Below are 17,618 nucleotides of genomic sequence, written 5' to 3'. Positions count from 1 at the left end.
GCTCAGACGGCACTGGCTGGTTCTGTGCTGCTGGTTCGACCGGCGGAGTCAGTGGCAGTTGGTCTTGGTTGTTCTGTTTTGACATTGTTGTATAGGTACGTTTTGATTCGTTCGATTTTCTGACTGTAGGGCAGCGCTGAACCGATTTCCACGATGTCAGCGCCAAACTCCCGTTCGCATTGTTTGATCAGCTGGTTGAACTGCGCCTTAACGGCTACGTCCTGCTGACTCGTCAGGCCCATCATCAATAGGCCTTTGGCGTCCGATAAACTCATCTCCGGCATCGGCTCCAGATCCAATAGAATCTGGCTACGGGTAGCGTCACCCCCACTACGCAGCCGAAAGGCCTGGATGCGTTCGACCTTTTCCAGTAGAATGGTCTGGGGCGCTCCAGCCTGTTTGGCGCTGGCCAGTCCGTCCCACATTTCGGCTTCGGTCTGTAAATAAAACTCGGTACCAAAGCTGTGAGCAACCGACACAACCGCGCTAATCCCGTAGCGCAGTTGCCCGATGGTCAGCACTCCCCACTGACGGGCGGCTGACAAATGGCGGCTGATGTAACGCAGCACGTTTTCTTTGCTGGCAAACGTGCCGGTGGCCTGCTTCTCGTTGACCGCCTTGTCCATCAGGGCTGATTCGCCCCCGGCTCCGGTCAGGTACTGGACCAGCTGCCGGTACATCTTGTCGCGGTTCTCGTCCTGAAACGTCAGGCTATCCGTTGATGGCTCGACAATACCGACGGGTGCCACGATCTGATCGGTACCGGGCGGTAGTTCATACACATCCCCCGGCCCGACCCATGAACTGGCGGCTGGCGTTTCGGGCTTCTGGCAGTTGTCCGGATAGCCAGCATCCGGCGTACCGTCGGCGTTACGCGGCTGATAGGGTGCCGATGTGGCCGCTTCTGACGTGCTGGCCGTTGTCCAGTAAATGGGAAACGCGCCGTACAACTTAAACAGGTCGTACGCAACGTGCCAGAAACAGTAGTCTTCCAGATCGCTCAGCACCTCATCAATCAGCGAGTGAGACGCAACCGCATGATCTTTTACCCGCTCGTCCCAGAGCATTCGCGCCGGGCAGCGTCCCAGATAATGGGGAAAGACTTCTACCGTCCAGTTGTCCGACTCAGCGGCTTTGCTGTACACCCGGTAGGCGTTGTCGTCAATGACGATCATGCGCCCGTCGGCTGTCTTGTAAGCGATATGCTCACACGTGCCATCGTCGCGCAGCTCAATACTCTGAATAGCGGTCAGGTTCACCCGCGTGAGATACGGTGCGGGTAATCCATCGTCGCCGGGTTTAATGTCGACAACCAGAATATCGTTGTGACTCTCCACCAGCGCGGCAATGGCTTCATCCGGCCAGAACATCACTTCCCCCGACGTCTGCAGATACTCGATCAGTTCGGCGTCGATGCCGTCGCGGCCCTGAATGACCAGGCTGGGGTTCACCGCGTCAAACAGTTTCATCCAACCGTCCTGAACCTCTGATAGTAGTTTGGTCGTGGGAACGGGAAAAGGAAACCGGGCGCGGAATGCGGCCTGTTTGTCAGTCGCCTGCAGAAAACCGAATACCCACTTCAGATACGTTTCGAAATACCGACTATCCAGCCGATTGCGAACCGTCAGGCCGTGGAACTGAACCCGTTCCTGCCACGCGATTGCTTCGGCCAGTTGGGGTTTGTTTTTCGGGCTGCTGAGCAGGCTTAGGGCGTCGTCGTCGGAGAGAATCATCTTGAAACGTGTAGGGCGAATCGGCGGGAAGTGAATACGCGGTCAAAGACGGGTTGCGGGCTTGCAGGCGCAATATGTTTTCCGCCTGTTCGGGTGAGAAGGTTTTCACCCCCTCACCCGATACCAGTAGCTTAACCACGTCTTACGACTGGGCTAGGTTCAGAACGTCGTAGGGCAGATTAACCACCTTGTAGCCTTTCGACCAGCCAAACGGCAGCGTAAACGAAAACGGCGTTTTGTTGATGCGGTTGAGCCCTTCGCTCGTCACATCACCCAGGACCTGGTTGAAAATGTCGAAGCCTTTGCCGTTGGATTTCAGAATAGCCTGGCCGTACTGGTTGAAGAAAACAACCTGCAGGGCTTCGCCGTGTAGCAGCTGCATGGCGTCGGCCGTTTCGGTGCTGATACTATCGAACATCAGCTGCACCCGGGCCACGTTACCGCCCGCGACGTAGCCGACGCCGAAGGTCGTGCTGTTGTCGTTTTCGCCTTCAAGAATCGGGTCGAGCTGGGGCAGGGTAAGACCGGCAAACAGGGGCGTCAGTACGCCCTTACCTGAATCGGTATCCGCGAGTACGGCGGTCAGCGTCGCCTCGGTCGCAATGGACGAAACACCAGCGGTGAAGGTAAAGAGGGCACCGGCAGACCGGCGAATGAGCAGCGCTCGAACAATTTGCCCGAAGTTGACCGGGCAGGCCGTGGCGGGAATCGTGGTCAGCGCCGTCGGCAGGGGGCATGTATTGAAAGCCATTGCTACGATATAGCAGGAAACACGCAGCGTACAGCCCCTTTGCAGCCGGTGTCGGAGTGACACAAAGATAAACAGTTTTTGAAAAATGCAATAGGTTACCGTTGCCGGTTTTTCAGCGTGGTAATCAGCTGCGGTTTGCCGTACTTGGTATAGACCCCGCCCCGTACGGCGTCGATGGCATGGTTGTAGGCGTCAATCGGTTCGTTGGTGGCAACGTCGCCCATCATGATGTACTGGTAGTTGTTTTTTTCTTTAATGATGTTGCGGCTGCGTTTGGTGACGTAAACCTCGAATTCGTGGAGTTTGGATATACCGGCGCTGATGGAGTCGGGCCCTTTGACAGACGGCCGGATGGCAAAGCCGCGTATCCGCTGGTTGGTGTTGAAGTCGACGAAGCCGGTCTGTAGTTCCTTAATGGATTTGGGTTCGGCGCTGTCACCAATAATATCCGCGTTGTGGGGAATGCCCAGCGCAACCCAGCGTTTGGCAATATCCAGATTGGTCAGACCCGTTTCGTACAGCTTTTCATCCAGATAGAGACGGCGCCCCAGCTTACCGACCGCAACCGTCGCGCTCGGGTCATTGGTATAGCCAAAATCATGCACGTAGAAAATCAGCTCACAGTTGGCCGGGAACTCGTCGCATTCGTGCCAGTTGGGGAAAACCAACGATTCTTTGGAAGGCTTGGGGTCTCCCTGGTATAGACTGGTGAACTTGACCGAATCTTCTTTGGCTATTTTCTCGATTTTGGCCTGGCTGTGCTTTTCGGGCCACAGGGCCGCTCCCACCGGCCGGGGGTCAAAGTCGTTAATATCATCGGTTCGCAGGGCGGGAAAGTTAATCACGACCCAGCCGGTTTCGTTGTCAGCGCTATAGATGCCGTCCCGGTTCAGCAGCCGCCCCGCCAGATCATCCTGATGCCAGCGGGTTTGAATCAGCACCTGTACCGAGTCGTTGTGCAAACGCGTTTCAAACACATCGGTGTACCAGTCCCAGATTGATTCGCGCAGCGTAGGAGACTGAGCGGCCTGTCGGTCTTTGATCGGGTCGTCAATAATGCCCAGATCGACGCTGACCGAGGTGAGCGACCCACCTACGCCCACCGTGTAGATAAAGCCTTCTTTGCCCTCGACCTCAACAATATCGTTGTTGTTGAGATACCCGTTGCGCCCGTCACCCAGCCGCGTATCAGGAAATAACGCCCGGTAGCGGTCGGTTTCCATGCCGCGTTTAATGTCCCGGTTAAAGCGGCCCGCAATCGTAGAGGAATAAGACGTTACGCAGATTTTGGTATCGGGATGCTTACCCAGCACCCAGGCCGGGAACGTACGGGTAGACGCGGAGCTTTTGCCGTGCTGGGGCGGCATAAAGATCATCAGCTTGCGAATGTGGCGTTCGTGGAGCTGCTGGAGCCGGTCGGCAATTACTTCGTGAAACCACTGGCGATCATAACGGGGATTTGAAACGGTCAGGTAGTCGGCAAAGCGGTGACGGGCTGACCGGCGCGTCAGTATCTCACTGGCCGCGAGCTGGGCCGGGCTGGCCACCGGCGATAATGGCAAGTAGCTGCTCATCGGTCATGTTGGAATAATCGTGCTGATGCTGGATGGGTTGCCCGTCTTTGCCCGTCAACTCGTGGCGCCGAATGAGCTTACCCCGAACATCCAGGATAGTTTTAACCGCGTCTTTGGCGTCGTGCAATTCAATCTCGACCGTTATAATATCGGCGTCGGGCTGCTCGGTGTCGGGCAGACCTCGTTCTACCCGGGTGGTAATCTTCGACTTTTTAATCAGGTGTAGGTTAGCCCGGGCATCTTCTGTTGACAGGTCCAGATGGCCCCCGGCAGTCAGAAACGGCTCGATCGACCCCCGGCCCCATCGGGTGAGCTTTAAAACGGCTTCGGCTGCAGTCATTGACAGATCATCCAGATAGGTATCGACAGCGGCCCGGATGTTAACATTGGCTAACAGTCTGCTAGCCTGTTCGTTGGCTGTAGCGGGCGAATAACCGGCCCGGGTAGCGGCCTGCGTACCGTTCCAGTCAACGCAGTATTCCTCCACAAACCGGCGCTGTTTGTCGGTCAGTCCGTCATGCCAGGGTTTTACGCTACTGGGTTCTAGTTCCTCGTCCATAGGTCTGTTTACTTACGATATTGACAAAAATAACGCGTATTTATTAGAAAGTTGCTAATAAAACAGCCCGGCCAGCAGCGCCGACCGGGTGTAACGAATACTCCTCAAATAAGTCAATCAAGGTTGGTCAGTTAAGCAATTGATCTGAGATTTCATGTCATCCATCCAGACAAGTGCTTTATGAAGGTCGGTTATATCTTTGGTAGTAACCGCCCGGGTTTCTTCAAGTCGTCTACACACTTCTTCGACTTTGCCTTTAACGGAGATCTGCCAGTTTATTAGTTCGGCTTTTTGCTCATCAAGGGTTGGTCCTTTTTTCTTACAGTCCCAGTGCAACGGGGTGTTGGCGATTATTTCTTGTGAATTCTCCATCGTTCTGCTTCGTTAGTGGTTAGAAACTGCTATGCAATCCGTATAAAGACAACGTAAATGCGAAGGTCCGGCCCTTTACCGATGTAAAACAGGTGTCGATTGTTCAGCTGGAGCAAACCACACCCCCAATGGCTTTCAACGGTCCCGTCTGCCATTAGCATGTTTTGCCGATTGAACAGGTTGTAAGGCTTGAATAACGCTTTGCCGATGCGTGTAAAGGATGGACTTGCGTTGAAATATGTAATGTCGAATGTTTTCATGTGTACCCCGCTTACCGCCCGGTCGGCGTTGGTTTATCGAGTACTTGATTCAAGAGCAAATCCCTATACAGGGTCATGGTTGGCGTCGCTGTTATTTCGTTCGTGTTGCCGGTAAAGTAAGCCAGCGTCAGAAAGTACAGCCAGTGCGGGCAGTTGCGGCATAGCCCTTGCCGAATCCAGTGCCGACACAGTAACAGATACCCGTGTTGCCGGTCGGCGCTCATGTTGGTAAAATGGTGCTGGGTGACAACACGAACCTGTTTAGGCATGGCGTTTAGTTTAGAAGTTGCTCAACCTCGAATATGGCTTCCTTTAACACCTTGGCTTTGGCGTCGAAAATTTGTGCTTCAATCATGTAGTTGTGATTGCGGCAAAAGGCCGCTTCGCGTTCCAGATCGTTGCACTTGCGCCACAGGTCAGCGACAATGCCCGCCAGCGATGCTTGTGTGAATGGTTTTTTCATACAACCACCTCCTTTCTCGACCAGCTAATGGGCTGAAAATTCATTCGGTGGGCCATGGTCAACAGCTTCTCCATCTTCGCCCGACCGCCTTTGATAAACAGGTCGTCTTTGTAAAACGCGAGTCGGAACAGGTTGTACGGCGATTGCTTCTGTACGCCTACCAGCTCGAAGAACGTAGCGCGGGGGTTACTGGCTAAGTAGAATGCTGCTTGCCGGTCGTAGCCGTAGGTATAGCACGATTCCTCAAACTCGGCGCGGGTTTTGCAACTGGTTGTTTTCAGATCGATCAGCAGTTCACCCCTGATTACTGGTACCGCTGCGTCGATTTTGCATTTGAGGGGCAGTCCGGTTAGTGGGCATACCCACTGACGAACGGTTTCGCGCTGGGCTTTGAATAGGTTAGCAGACAGTACCGGGTCGGCCTGAACGGCTGACTGCATAGCGGCCAGCGTGTTCATGTTCGGCACAATCAGGTGACGGGCGGCAAACGTCTCGGGTTCGAGAATGAGCGTGTGAAAGGCGGTACCGAACGCGAGCGCTTCGGGGCTGGCGGTAAAGGCGGGGCGCCCGCTGAGTAGTCTATCCAACTCGGATAAGTCGCTGTTGGCGTAGGCGGGCAGGGTGCGATATTGATGGTCGGTGTATGTCATGGCTATAAGTATTTGTAACGAACACCTCTATATGGAAGGCCAGACTTCAAGCATGTGAAAAAGTGTTTGCTGTTGAATCCGCGTTCACGGCAAAAGGTCTTTATGCCCTTATGCTCGCTAACCACATTTCCATCATTGTCAAGGGCGGCAAAGTGTTTTCGTGTTGCGTCTATGGCGATTTTGATGTTCTTGCTGCCATATTTTGCGCCTACACCCACCATCCTGATCCGAGACTTTTGGGCCATACCGTCAAGAAGTCCCATAGCGGAAGCATGGAGCGCATTTTCGGTAGGCGTAACCCATTCTAGATTTTCAATCGAGGGATTGGACTTGTTGCCGTCAATGTGGTTTACCTGCGGCTTTCCTTCTGGATTGGGAATAAAATGGCAGGCAATTAGCCGATGAAGTAGTTTTGACGTGGTCTTATTACGACGAGTAAGGGATACACGCCAGTAACCAGACTTATCTTTATAGCACTTGAGAAAGGTGCCTCTCGACTTTGACTTGACCCTACCCAAGTTGCTTACTTGATAGAGTGACTCATAGCTTTCAACATCCTTCCATACCTCGGAAGGACTGCTTAAATTTGGGGCAGCCATAGCAATAGATGGTTTATTGTGTTGGTTAGGCCCGGTAGGTGTTGCAAGCGCCTGTCGGGCCGTTTTTCTGATACAATATACTCAATAAAATAACCATAACCAAAAGAATATCAGACTCTTAACGAATCTTTTGTTGTTGATATTTGCACAGGATCAGGTATGTTTATTCCGAAAAACTCGGCCGCCCACATCCGACACTTATCAACGTAAGTAGAAAATTCTACCGTACTCAATCGCTTCGTTGATCCTGGCATTTTGACCGTATACCCATTAGCGGTTTCGATGGTGCGAAGGTTAAACATGCTCTTTAGGTGTTCATGAGCTTCATCAACATCAACGTCTTCTCCATATGCCTCGCTCATGGCCTCGGCTATCATTTTGACAACTATCCCATGGTAGTATCTATTCTGACTGTTGGACCGCTGGGGCTCCAGCGCCTTCACTGTCAGACTGATTTCGCAGTCAGCAAAGGCGGAAAGGGATTGGTAGAACTTTTCCCTTTCCACGATCGACAGCTTGCCGCCGGTAATGTTGCCGTAGGTTGTCAGCGACTTGGGCATGGCTAGTCGTCAGAATCGGCATATGTGTTGTTCTTGTCAATCAGGTACCCGTAGCTTCGCTTCACCAAACGCTGGAAAGCGATTCGTTTGGCTTCGGCCTCTGAATGAGCCAAAACCTCAACGCCGAAAGCATGAAACTGGATGCTAACGTTATATCTGCGCTTCTTTCTTTTCTTTGCCATGGCTATCCATTCCACTGGGTTTTGTGTAGCACCTCGTAACGCAGTAGCTGGATTTCGTCCTGATCGAAACAGGCCCGGACGGGATCTCTCTTATAAATTGCGCTTTCCAGTCGAATGATTAGCGCGAGCCCGTCTTTAATGGATTCGACCATACAGACTTCGCGGACGCCCCAAAAGTTGGTTACGAATACTTCGCCTACTTTGGGCGCGAAGTGTTTAGGCTGGTTCTGTTCCATGGCCTACAAAGCGTTCAGTTCAGCCCGATACGCTTCGATAACCTGACGAATGGCGCCAGTAAACCGGTCGAGCAGATCAGCGATTTCGGGCTGCTCATAAAAGCCAACAGTCGAACCGGATTGGTAGACGCGCAGGTAGTCGGCAAAGGCCTTTTTCTCCTTTTTCAGCCGTTCGATACGCGCCCTGTCCGCTTTCTTGTTGTGGGTGCCTGCCAACTTGACGACCTTATCAAAGTCAGCGTCTGATAGGTCGCATACCCCCTCTTCGGTCAACTCAGCCGTTGGGTGTAAGTAGCGCTCATTCTCCAGCGTGAATCCCAAGCCATACAGGATAGAACTACGCCGCTCCGATACTTGCTCCCGATGACGCTGGCGGTCCATGCTTTCGGCGCTGGCTATCAAATCGGCAAACTGCTCATCGGAAAGTGTGGCGATTTTCGTAGCGTCAAACCACCAGTCGGTATTGCGGAACACATAAAAACCGCGGCTATTCTTCTCAAAGCCTTTTGTCTCCATCATGGGCACCCGGTACGCCAGCAGAGCAGCCAGTCTATCCTGTTCAGCCTGACGTTCGCGCTCCTGCTCTTTGCGTTTGGCGTCGGCTTCGAGTCTGGCCAATTCCTGTTCCCGTCGCTCGATTTCAGCCGCCTGGTCTGCCAGTCGTTTGGCCTGGGCTTCCTGCTCAATGCGTTGCTGCTCTAGCCGGGCCTGTTCTTCCTGACGCTCCCGTTCAATCTCAGCCAGCCGGATCTGCTCACACGTGTAGGCTTCTTCGAGCGTTGCGTAAATCTCCCCCCACTTGTCATCGGGCAGGGTTTCAATCTCTACCAGATCAACGCGGGTACCGAATACGTCGTAGGCGGCTTCATTGAGTATACCACCCAGCCGGATAACGGATTCGATACGGCTGGCGCGTTTGAGGGCTTCGGCCTGTTCAGCTTCGCGCTTGATGCGCTCTTGCTCGGCTTCGTAAACCGCTTCCTGTTTGGACAGCCCTTCTTCAATCACCTTCATCGGATCAACCAGCTGTTTGGCTAGTTGATCGACCGAACGGTTATAATCAATGTGAGGGCGCTTCAATTCCTTTTGCCGCTTTTCAACCCCGATGCGCTGATCTTTAACCATTTGCCGAAACGAGTAGACGGCTTTGTAGCCAGCCCGGTCGTTATGGTCGGCAATGGTCAGCTTACTGGCTTCGGCGGCTACCTTGTCGATTTCTTCCAGGGTCAGGGCGAAGCTGATCGGTGCCAGCGCCGGGGCGTCCAACACCAGTACGGCGTCGTGTATCTGCTCGTTGTCGACTACCTCAGTGTCGTGTAATTCAATGTCTGTTGTCATGACTAACAAAGGGGGGTTGGGTGCTGATAAAGTGGCCGGGACCAGTGACCCCGGCCAACCCGATTATCCACACCATTAACTAATGAATGATTAAGCAGCTTCGTCAGCCGTATAGTGATCTTCGACGGCTGCGTTCAGCTCCCGACGCGTCACGCCAGCGGGTGGCAATTCGGGTTCCTCGCTGACGGCAAAGGGGTTGTAGTAGTGCATAGCCGATTTGATGTTGGCTACGTCGGTCAGCGTCTCCTGACGGAAGATTTTGGTTTCTTGGGCAAACTGCTTAAAGACCTTGGTCTGTTCGGGGTCGGCCATGGCGTAACTAAATGTGGCCATGAACCACGTTCCGTTATCGACAGACCGGGTTTTCTTCTCAGCCGTAGCCGTCAGCACCACGTCGGCCAGCGTCAGGTCTTCGTAGTACAGGGGCTCAATCAGTCGAAACAGTTCGTCGACCGAATAGCCGTGAAACAGGATAGCCGATACGCAGTTTTTGGCGTCGACAAAGAACAGTTCGGCCCAGTTCTTGGTACCCATGCCCAGAATGTTGTCAGTGAAGATGCGCCAGGCGATAGGCTGAAAGGATAGGGTTTTACCAATAACCTGATCGCCGTTGATGTTGAATACCCCGGCTTTGCCATCAAAGCGATACTGGCGGGGGTGGCCTTCTAAGTATTTGAACTTGTCTACGACTTCGCCGGTCAGTTCGCTTACTTTCTGATACGGCAACAGGGTTGATTCGGCAGCAGTTTGTTTTGCCATGTTTGGGATTGGTTGAAAGTTGTAAGATTCTAAGGAGAGTCACGGTCTTCATGGGAGACCGGAATGTGTTGTATTATTCCGCGTCGTGGGGCCTGAGTTGCGGGGTACCCTGGGGCCGGTCGCCGTAGCTGATCAGGACGCGCAGAAACGACTGTCTGCTATGATTGCGCTGACGATTCGTATAGTGAGCCATGATATTATCTGCGGCTATTCGGCTCCGGTAGTTGATCTTGTGATGGATCAGACTTTGGGCGGGGGTGGCTTTCATATCAGCGTACGGGTCTGCGGGCTGCGGATGGACGGGCATACTCTACGTTGGCCAGTTGTTCAATACCAAACGTGTCGTGCCATTTGCCGGACTGGGTAACCGATACGCGGCCAATGAATGAGCAGTTGAGAGAGAGCAGCGGATTGATCTGGACGATAAAGCCGTTGCGTTGTTCGGGGTTGCGGGTAATTTTGACCAGGGCGCGGCTGTTGAGCCCTGATGCCGACAGGTAGCGCAGCCGGATTGAAACGAGTTCGGCGTCGGTAACGGTGGCGCGGGCCGTCTCCTGCTCGGTTCGCAGGGCTGGCAGGTAATTGGTGTGGTAGTTGTTGGCGTTGCTGTTCATTGGCGTAGGTGTTGGTTTGTGATTGGCTTATTATTTAGGCTTTTGAGTAAGGGCGGGCACGACCGATCAGGCTTTCTTTGGGATACTGCCAATCAGGATTGTGATTCTTGTTGTAGGGTGGCCTGAATGTTTTGATGGCTTCTACCTCCCATTCTTCGCGCAAACGGCGGTCGGCATAGAGCAGCGTAATCAGGGCAAATGGTATGAGCCCTTTGCAACGATGGGCCGACATTCGATTTCTCAGGGATTGAGTCGAGCCGACATAAAGCAGGTTACCGTCGGCGCTGAATAGATAATACGTACCGCTCATGCCACAGGTCAGGCTTTCGGGGCCGAATGATTGAGAGCGCAGCTTATCAATATTGAGGTGGTCGGGTATCGGCGTTTGCATATTCATTTGCCTTATTGTTGATACAAAGTAAAGCAAATGGTAATGAATATGCAAGCAAATGGTAAGAAATATTCATAAAATAAAGCAAGCGGTAATACCACCTGCTTTAAAGCACTCCCCTATTTACCGAAGCCGGTCGGTCTCGTGGTCGACCTGGTAGCCGGTCACTTTAACATAGTGGCGTTCGGTAATGGCTATCGTGCTGTGACCAAGAATATTGCTCACGGCCTTAATCGAGTAGTCACGCAGGAAAATAACACCCGCCGTTTTTCGCCCGACTTTCGGGGTCAGTCGGTGTTCGAAGCCAATCATACTGCCAATGTGGACCAGGTGATTGATCAGTGTCGAGTCGGTCGGCGCGTACGGGGCTTCGCCTATCACCTCGTCCCACAGATCGGTCAGGCGTTCGGTAATCGGAATGTTACAGACATTGCCGGGCGGCTTGGCTCTGCGGATCACGATTTTGGGCTTACCGCCGGGCGTATAGTCCTCATAGCTATAGCGGGCCTGGGCGTAGCGTACGGCGTCGGGGTAGTCCAGTCCCGTCAAACAGATCAGCCGAAACCACCAGAGCGAGACAGCCAGACTGTCGGGTACGCTGAGCTGAAAGAGCTTTTCGATCTGGGGTGGATTAAGAAAAACAACGTCCTTGTTAGGCTGACGGGGCAAATCACCCATATCCGTAATCGGATTCAGGGGGATCAGGTACTGGTTTTTCATCCAGGTAAGCACCTTACTGATATGCGAACAGTACGAGGTGGCCGTACCGGGCGACATACGCAGGTTCTTAAACTTCTGGTGCGGACTGCCCGATGGCTGCGACAGCAACCAGGTATGAAACCGGCTCAGCCAGTGGGGCGTCACGTCGGACACGCGGGTAATGGCCGACAGCGGGTAGCGCTCCAGATAATCACAGGCCGACTTACGCAGCAGGTACGTCGACCGAGACAGCTGGCCCGTCTCAACTTTGCTGGCAACCAGATCCGACAGGTAGGCCCGAAACGCAGTTTCCAGCAGCGAGTTTGGACCCAGATAGGCGGTCGGCCCGTCGGGCATGACTGACGCTTTGTTTTGCTTGCGGGCTAAAAACGTTGGCGGGTATACGAACTGGCCGGCCAGCACCGTTGGCGGTAAGCCGTTCAGGTACTCAAATTTTACGCTGTCGGTCGTTGGCATGGGCGCGTTGCCCGCGTCAAACCGGCGTTGCTGATCGGTACAGACAGTCTTGACGTCGTGCCGGATTCGATCAATGATGTTGTTTTTGTCGATGGCTTCCTGGTGGCGCCCCCTAACCTCATAGAGTACGGGGTTCCACTGGCGCGAATCGACCACCAGAATATCACCAAAGCTGACCGCCCCTGAATTGGGGTCGCGGAACCGTTCGCGGGCGGCAAAGCCCGAATCACGAACGGAGTTGACGGTAATGCGAACGACCAGGTACCGATCGAATCGGGACAGGCGGGCGCGGGCGGGAGGGGTGCGGAAACGAAATTGAACGGTGACGGGCATTCGTAAGCGAAACAACATAAGCGGATAGAATACGGTCTAGAGGAGTACAAGACCGAAACTACACGCCAGATAGTTAGTACCTACCTACTGTAAATCATATTAAAACCTGACCACGATCACCTGTTCATATAATGCACTGTTATTTAGTACTATAGCAGTAAAAAATATTTACTTTTTGGTAGTCAGTTTTTGCGTGGTAATAGGCTTGGGTACTGGCTGGGTTTTGCCGTTTGGGTACCCATTTATAATTCGCTGATTCTGAGCAAAAGTGCCAAATCAGGTGGCAATCAGGGCGGCTAATGAGCGATTTAAGGGGGTTTGGCTTTTCCCACAAAGAGAGCCGCGGCTTTCTGGTATTACTTTGCCTGACCCTGCTGTTTCTGGCACTTCCGTTTCTGTATCGACTCTTGAGCGACCGGCAATCCGCAGACACTTCGGCCGCCGACCAGCAAAAACTGGACAGTCTGGTGGCGTTGATGAAAGCCGAAGAGGCCCGCCAACCCCGCTATTCCCAGCAACGAGCGCGCGAAACAACCACAACAGAGCATCTTCGCGAACCATCCCTGTTTCGCTTCGATCCTAACACAATCAGTGTGGCCGGCTGGCAACAGCTCGGCTTACCCCGCTGGCTGGCCGAACGGATTGACAAGTACCGCAACAAAGGCGGAAGATTCCGGAAGAAAGAGGATCTGTTGCGCATCTACGATTTCCCGCCCGATCTGTATGACGACCTGGAGCCCTATATCGTTTTGACTACAGAGGCCGCGCCCGGTGCTAACCCATACCCGGCCCCCACGGCGCCCCGTTCAGACCAGACTGCTCGAACCGATCGGGCTGACGCCATCGACCCGGCGCGCGCCGACCGACCGGCGCGGGTAGCCCCTCTACCTTTTGACATCAACACCGCCGACACAAGCCAGTTGGTTGCCCTCAAAGGCATCGGCCCGACGCTGGCCGCCCGTATCATTAAGTACCGCGATGCGCTGGGTGGGTTTGTATCCCAGAACCAGTTTGAGGACGTATACGGTCTTGACTCGCTGGCGCTGGTCGAGTTACGGCGGCTGGGTCAGATCCGGTCTGCCCCGCGCCGGATACCGGTCAATACGGCCACAGCCGAACAGCTCGACCGGCTCCCCTTTCTCTCGCGTCGGCAGGCGCAGGTGATTGTCAGCTATCGTGAGCAGCACGGAGCCTATACGTCCGCGGAGTCACTCAAACCCATCCGCATTCTCGATGCCAAAACGATCGAAAAGCTCACCCCATATCTGGATTTTTAACCATCCGATACGAGTTGAGCTTCTCCCCGACTAGCTCCGCTTCGTCAACAAAACGACATTTTCTACATGGTGGGTATGGGGGAACATATCGACCGGCTGCACACTGGCCACCGAGTACCCTTCGTCCAGAATTCCCAGATCACGGGCCTGTGTTGCCGTATTGCAGCTAACATAGACGATCCGCGCGGGGGCTGCCCGTAGCAATTGACGCGTCACAGCCTCATCCATACCGGCCCGGGGCGGATCGGTAATGACCACATCGGGACGACCGTGCTGGTCGAAGAAGCCATCCGTCAGGATGTCGCGCATGTCGCCCGCGTAGAAGCTGGCATTGGTGATATCGTTTACCTGAGCATTGACGCGGGCATCGGCCACGGAGGCTTCAACGTACTCGACGCCAATCACTTCTTTGGCCTGCCGGGCCACGAACAGCGCAATGGTTCCGGTGCCGGTATACAGGTCGTAAACCCGCTCCTGACCGGTCAGCCCCGCCCACTGACGCGCCACGCTGTACAGATTATACGCCTGCTGGGCGTTGGTCTGGTAGAACGACTTGGGGCCCACCCGGAATACAAGGTCTTCCATGCGTTCTTCGATGTACGGCTTCCCGGCCCAGTTGATCACCGTCTGATCCTGATAGCTGTCGTTTTTCTTGGTATTGAGAATATAGTTGAGGGACGTAATCTCCGGAAACGAACGGTGCAAATGCGTCATCAGACCATTCAGCAGATCCGGGTTATCCTGCGCTACCTGCAACGTCACCATAATCTGCTGCGTAGTATCGGCGGTACGGATGATGAGCGTTCGGAGGAAACCCGTATGCAGTTTCAGGTTGTACATGCTGATGCCGTGCTGAAAGGCATAGTCGGCTACGGCCAGCCGGATGGCGTTCGACGGATCGGGCTGAAGGTAGCAATGCCGGATCGGAAGAACTTTATCGAAACGGCCCGGCACGTGAAACCCAACCGCGCGCGGGTCCATATCGTCATCGGTGCTGACTTCGGCCCGGGTCAGCCAGCGGCCTTCGGCACAGGTAAACTCGAGTTTATTCCTATAGTACTGCGTTGGATGCGCAGCCAGTATAGGGAGAATAGGCGGCAAATCGACTTTTCCGATGCGAGTCAGGTGGTCAACCACCTGCTGGTGTTTGAACCGTAGTTGCTCATCGTAGCGAATATGTTGCCATTTGCAGCCACCACAGGTACCAAAGTGTTCACAGAACGGCTCGGTCCGAACGGCAGACTGCTCGTGAATATGCTCCGCAACGGCTTCGCGGTACTGCTTTTTGCGGTTCGTGATGCGCAGGTCCACCCGGTCACCGGGGGCCACGCCCGGGCCACCCGTGGGGTTTTCTACGAATATGACGCCATCGTCGGTCCGTACAATACATTTCCCTTCGGCGGCTACGGAATCGATCGTAACGTCGTACAACCGTTCGGGTGCTTTATGACTCTTTCTGCGCATGAATGTCTTTAAAAACTGCTAATTTAAGCAGCCGTTTTCGGACGGTCTCACTGCCGAATCGTTTCTGTCTATGCTGAATCTGTACTGTCGTTTCTGGGTTGTGCTGTTCGTTACGGGTTTATCACTGATTGTCAGCCATATGACTTCAGCCACGCACATTGTCGGTGGCGAGCTGGAATTACAGAAGCTGGGGCCCAACAGCGCCTTTAGCCACCGGTTTAACCTGAACCTCTATTTCGACGATATAAACGGCGATGTGGGTGCCGAAGACCAAAGCGCGGTCGTTTATATTTTCCGGAAACGCGACAACGCCCTGCAGGGAAGTGTACAGCTCTACCGGGTTACCAGTCAGTTTGTTAATTATACCAGCCCGACCTGTTCGCGTCAGGACCTGCGCACCCGCCTGATCCGCTACAGCACCGATGCCACCTTTCCGCAAACGTTCAACGACGCGGGTGGGTACTACATGAGCTGGGAGCGCTGCTGTCGCAATGGCACGATCAGCAACATTGTTGATCCGGGTGGGGCGGGGTCAACCTTTTACCTCGAGTTTCCCGCTCCTTTCACCGCTGGCAATGCTCCCTACACCAACTCGTCGCCCGTCTTTACCGTGGCCAAAGGCGACTATATCTGCATCAACCGCCCTTTCACGTTCGATTTCAGCGCCCGCGACCCAGACGGCGATAGTCTGGCTTATGCGATGGTGACGCCTTACAACGGATTCAGTACCCGGGCAGTGCCAAACCCGGGCCTGTCAGGTCAGCCGATTGCTTATGCCGGGCCATACCCGCCCATTCAGTGGGTCAACGGCATTGGTCAGCAGAATCAGATTCCGGGGTCGACTCCTTTACAGGTTAACCCCCGCACAGGACTACTCAGCGTTACAGCTGACAAACAGGGACTCTACGTTTTCTCCGTCGAAGTTACGGAATACCGGAATGGCCGACAGATTGGCCGCGTCCGGCGCGATTTTCAGCTTAAAGTTGTTGACTGCCCCAAAAACGACGCCCCTCAGCTGCTATTCCGGCCCGATGGACAGACAGCCTTCTACAAAGAAGGAACGGTGTTAACCATTATCGAAAAAGACACAAACTGCTTGAGCCTCTTCGTTACCGACATTAACCCGAATCAGCGGATCACAATCACCAACATGAGCGGATCCTTGCCCGGGCTCACCCTGAACCCGGGCGAGTTGCTCACCCGAACCGGGCAGGATACGTTACAGGCCAAGTTCTGCTTCGGCCGGTGCGTGGGGGGCGACGGACGCCCGTTTACCCTTCTCGTGCGCGCTACGGACGAAGGGTGCCCGCAGGGGCTGAGCGATACCCTCAGCATCCGGCTTAACATTATTCCCTCGACCAACAACCGGCCCGAAGCCGGCACCGACCTGCGGCCCGATCAAAGCCGGGTAACGGTAGGTTCTTCGCTGACCTTCAACGCCTTCGGAACTGATAAAGACAATGATAATATTTCGATCCAGGCCGTTGGGCGCGGGTTCACGCTGGCGCAGGCGGGCATGTCTTTCGGCTCGGCATCGGGGGTCGGCAACGTGTCGCAACCGTTCACCTGGAAACCCACCTGTGTACAAACGGCGCAGGATACGTATATCGTCGATTTCATCGTAACGGATACCCGCTGCAACCGCAATCTGAGCGATACTGTCAGCGTTGTGCTAACCGCTACGGGCACTCCCAGCCAGCCCCCCGCCATCCGGACAACCCTGAACCAGCCGGTTGTCGATCTGGTGGTTACGCCCAGCGATACCGCCGGTCGGTCTACCTTCGACGTACTGGCCACCGATCCCGATCGGGATATTCTGTACATGACCGGTACCGGCCGGGGTTTCGACATGAAAGCCGTAGGCATGACTTTTTCCAACAAAACCGGTACCCCTACCCTACAATCGGCGTTCGACTGGAAACCCACCTGCGAACTTTTGGCCGGTAAACCCGAAGCTATATTTGTGGTCGACTTCGCAGCGGATGACCGGTCGTGTCAGCCCAATCGTACCGCCACGACCACGGTCACGTTTCGGCTCCTCGACCCATCTCTGACCGCCACGATTGTTGTGCCGAATGTGTTTACGCCCAACGGGGACGGGTACAACGATTTTTTTGCCGTCAAGGATATGCCTCAAAACGCCTGTAGCGAGCAGTTTATATCCGTCGATATTGCCAACCGCTGGGGGAAAACCATCTTCACATCGACCGATCCGAAATTCAGATGGTACGGTACCGACGCCCCGGTAGGTACGTACTACTACTTCATTCAGACCAGCAAACGTACGTTCAAAGGGCCCCTCTCGCTGATTCGGTAATGCGAATTAC

Annotated in this window: 20 protein-coding genes; 2 read left to right on the top strand and 18 right to left on the bottom strand. The window is 54.3% G+C overall.

Annotated elements, in window-relative coordinates; all coding sequences use genetic code 11:
• Nucleotides 1–2 precede the first annotated feature (2 nt).
• From FBR45_RS25790 to FBR45_RS25710, 17 genes are all read right to left on the bottom strand, one after another.
• Nucleotides 3–1,733, bottom strand: coding sequence for a hypothetical protein (locus FBR45_RS25790; protein ID WP_138507347.1), 1,731 nt, complete (start codon nucleotides 1,731–1,733; stop codon nucleotides 3–5).
• A 142-nt stretch (nucleotides 1,734–1,875) separates the two neighbouring features.
• Nucleotides 1,876–2,484: a hypothetical protein gene (locus FBR45_RS25785; protein WP_138507346.1), complete on the bottom strand. Its 609-nt coding sequence runs from the start codon at nucleotides 2,482–2,484 to the stop codon at nucleotides 1,876–1,878.
• A 95-nt stretch (nucleotides 2,485–2,579) separates the two neighbouring features.
• Nucleotides 2,580–4,058: a terminase large subunit gene (locus FBR45_RS25780; RefSeq protein ID WP_138507345.1), complete on the bottom strand. Its 1,479-nt coding sequence runs from the start codon at nucleotides 4,056–4,058 to the stop codon at nucleotides 2,580–2,582.
• A complete protein-coding gene (locus FBR45_RS26535; protein ID WP_138507344.1) occupies nucleotides 4,000–4,617 on the bottom strand; it encodes a terminase small subunit in 618 nt (205 codons plus the stop codon). The genes FBR45_RS25780 and FBR45_RS26535 overlap by 59 nt, the downstream gene beginning before the upstream one ends.
• A gap of 117 nt (nucleotides 4,618–4,734) precedes the next feature.
• Nucleotides 4,735–4,989 (bottom strand): hypothetical protein, encoded by a 255-nt coding sequence (locus FBR45_RS25770; RefSeq protein WP_138507343.1) that lies wholly within the window; start codon nucleotides 4,987–4,989, stop codon nucleotides 4,735–4,737.
• A 271-nt stretch (nucleotides 4,990–5,260) separates the two neighbouring features.
• A complete protein-coding gene (locus tag FBR45_RS25765) occupies nucleotides 5,261–5,518 on the bottom strand; it encodes a hypothetical protein (RefSeq protein WP_138507342.1) in 258 nt (85 codons plus the stop codon).
• Between the two features lie 5 nt (nucleotides 5,519–5,523).
• The gene (locus FBR45_RS25760; RefSeq protein WP_138507341.1) at nucleotides 5,524–5,712 is read right to left on the bottom strand and encodes a hypothetical protein; all 189 of its coding nucleotides are present in this window, start codon (nucleotides 5,710–5,712) and stop codon (nucleotides 5,524–5,526) included.
• Complete coding sequence (locus FBR45_RS25755) at nucleotides 5,709–6,362, bottom strand: PD-(D/E)XK nuclease-like domain-containing protein (protein ID WP_138507340.1); 654 nt, start codon at nucleotides 6,360–6,362, stop codon at nucleotides 5,709–5,711. The genes FBR45_RS25760 and FBR45_RS25755 overlap by 4 nt, the downstream gene beginning before the upstream one ends.
• Nucleotides 6,363–6,364: 2 nt before the next feature.
• Nucleotides 6,365–6,961 (bottom strand): NUMOD4 motif-containing HNH endonuclease, encoded by a 597-nt coding sequence (locus FBR45_RS25750; RefSeq protein WP_138507339.1) that lies wholly within the window; start codon nucleotides 6,959–6,961, stop codon nucleotides 6,365–6,367.
• 110 nt (nucleotides 6,962–7,071) lie between these two features.
• The gene (locus FBR45_RS25745; RefSeq protein WP_138507338.1) at nucleotides 7,072–7,521 is read right to left on the bottom strand and encodes a hypothetical protein; all 450 of its coding nucleotides are present in this window, start codon (nucleotides 7,519–7,521) and stop codon (nucleotides 7,072–7,074) included.
• A gap of 184 nt (nucleotides 7,522–7,705) precedes the next feature.
• A complete protein-coding gene (locus FBR45_RS25740; protein ID WP_138507337.1) occupies nucleotides 7,706–7,939 on the bottom strand; it encodes a hypothetical protein in 234 nt (77 codons plus the stop codon).
• Between the two features lie 3 nt (nucleotides 7,940–7,942).
• Nucleotides 7,943–9,277 carry a hypothetical protein gene (locus tag FBR45_RS25735; RefSeq protein WP_138507336.1) on the bottom strand — a complete coding sequence of 445 codons (1,335 nt, stop codon included), beginning with the start codon at nucleotides 9,275–9,277 and terminating at the stop codon, nucleotides 7,943–7,945.
• 90 nt (nucleotides 9,278–9,367) lie between these two features.
• Entirely contained in the window at nucleotides 9,368–10,036 is a 669-nt protein-coding gene (locus FBR45_RS25730) for a hypothetical protein (RefSeq protein WP_138507335.1), read from the bottom strand.
• A 73-nt stretch (nucleotides 10,037–10,109) separates the two neighbouring features.
• Nucleotides 10,110–10,304 (bottom strand): hypothetical protein, encoded by a 195-nt coding sequence (locus FBR45_RS25725; RefSeq protein WP_138507334.1) that lies wholly within the window; start codon nucleotides 10,302–10,304, stop codon nucleotides 10,110–10,112.
• A gap of 1 nt (nucleotide 10,305) precedes the next feature.
• Complete coding sequence (locus FBR45_RS25720; RefSeq protein WP_138507333.1) at nucleotides 10,306–10,650, bottom strand: hypothetical protein; 345 nt, start codon at nucleotides 10,648–10,650, stop codon at nucleotides 10,306–10,308.
• Between the two features lie 34 nt (nucleotides 10,651–10,684).
• On the bottom strand, nucleotides 10,685–11,041 hold the full coding sequence (locus FBR45_RS25715; RefSeq protein ID WP_171044966.1) for a GIY-YIG nuclease family protein: 357 nt from the start codon (nucleotides 11,039–11,041) through the stop codon (nucleotides 10,685–10,687).
• A gap of 123 nt (nucleotides 11,042–11,164) precedes the next feature.
• Entirely contained in the window at nucleotides 11,165–12,568 is a 1,404-nt protein-coding gene (locus tag FBR45_RS25710) for a tyrosine-type recombinase/integrase (RefSeq protein WP_138507331.1), read from the bottom strand.
• Nucleotides 12,569–12,849: 281 nt separating this feature from the next.
• Between FBR45_RS25710 and FBR45_RS25705 the strand changes: the two genes are divergently transcribed.
• On the top strand, nucleotides 12,850–13,827 hold the full coding sequence (locus tag FBR45_RS25705) for a helix-hairpin-helix domain-containing protein (RefSeq protein ID WP_138507330.1): 978 nt from the start codon (nucleotides 12,850–12,852) through the stop codon (nucleotides 13,825–13,827).
• A 30-nt stretch (nucleotides 13,828–13,857) separates the two neighbouring features.
• Here FBR45_RS25705 and rlmD read toward each other — a convergent pair whose 3' ends face one another.
• Nucleotides 13,858–15,291 carry a 23S rRNA (uracil(1939)-C(5))-methyltransferase RlmD gene (gene rlmD / locus FBR45_RS25700; protein WP_138507329.1) on the bottom strand — a complete coding sequence of 478 codons (1,434 nt, stop codon included), beginning with the start codon at nucleotides 15,289–15,291 and terminating at the stop codon, nucleotides 13,858–13,860.
• Nucleotides 15,292–15,361: 70 nt separating this feature from the next.
• On the opposite strand from rlmD, the gene FBR45_RS25695 reads away from it, so the two are divergent.
• A complete protein-coding gene (locus FBR45_RS25695; protein ID WP_138507328.1) occupies nucleotides 15,362–17,608 on the top strand; it encodes a T9SS type B sorting domain-containing protein in 2,247 nt (748 codons plus the stop codon).
• Nucleotides 17,609–17,618: the final 10 nt, after the last annotated feature.

Source organism: Spirosoma lacussanchae (assembly GCF_005870035.1).
Classification (GTDB): Bacteria; Bacteroidota; Bacteroidia; order Cytophagales; family Spirosomataceae; genus Spirosoma; species Spirosoma lacussanchae.
Note: the sequence above shows the minus strand (reverse complement) of the source record. Positions and strands in the feature narration are given on the sequence as shown.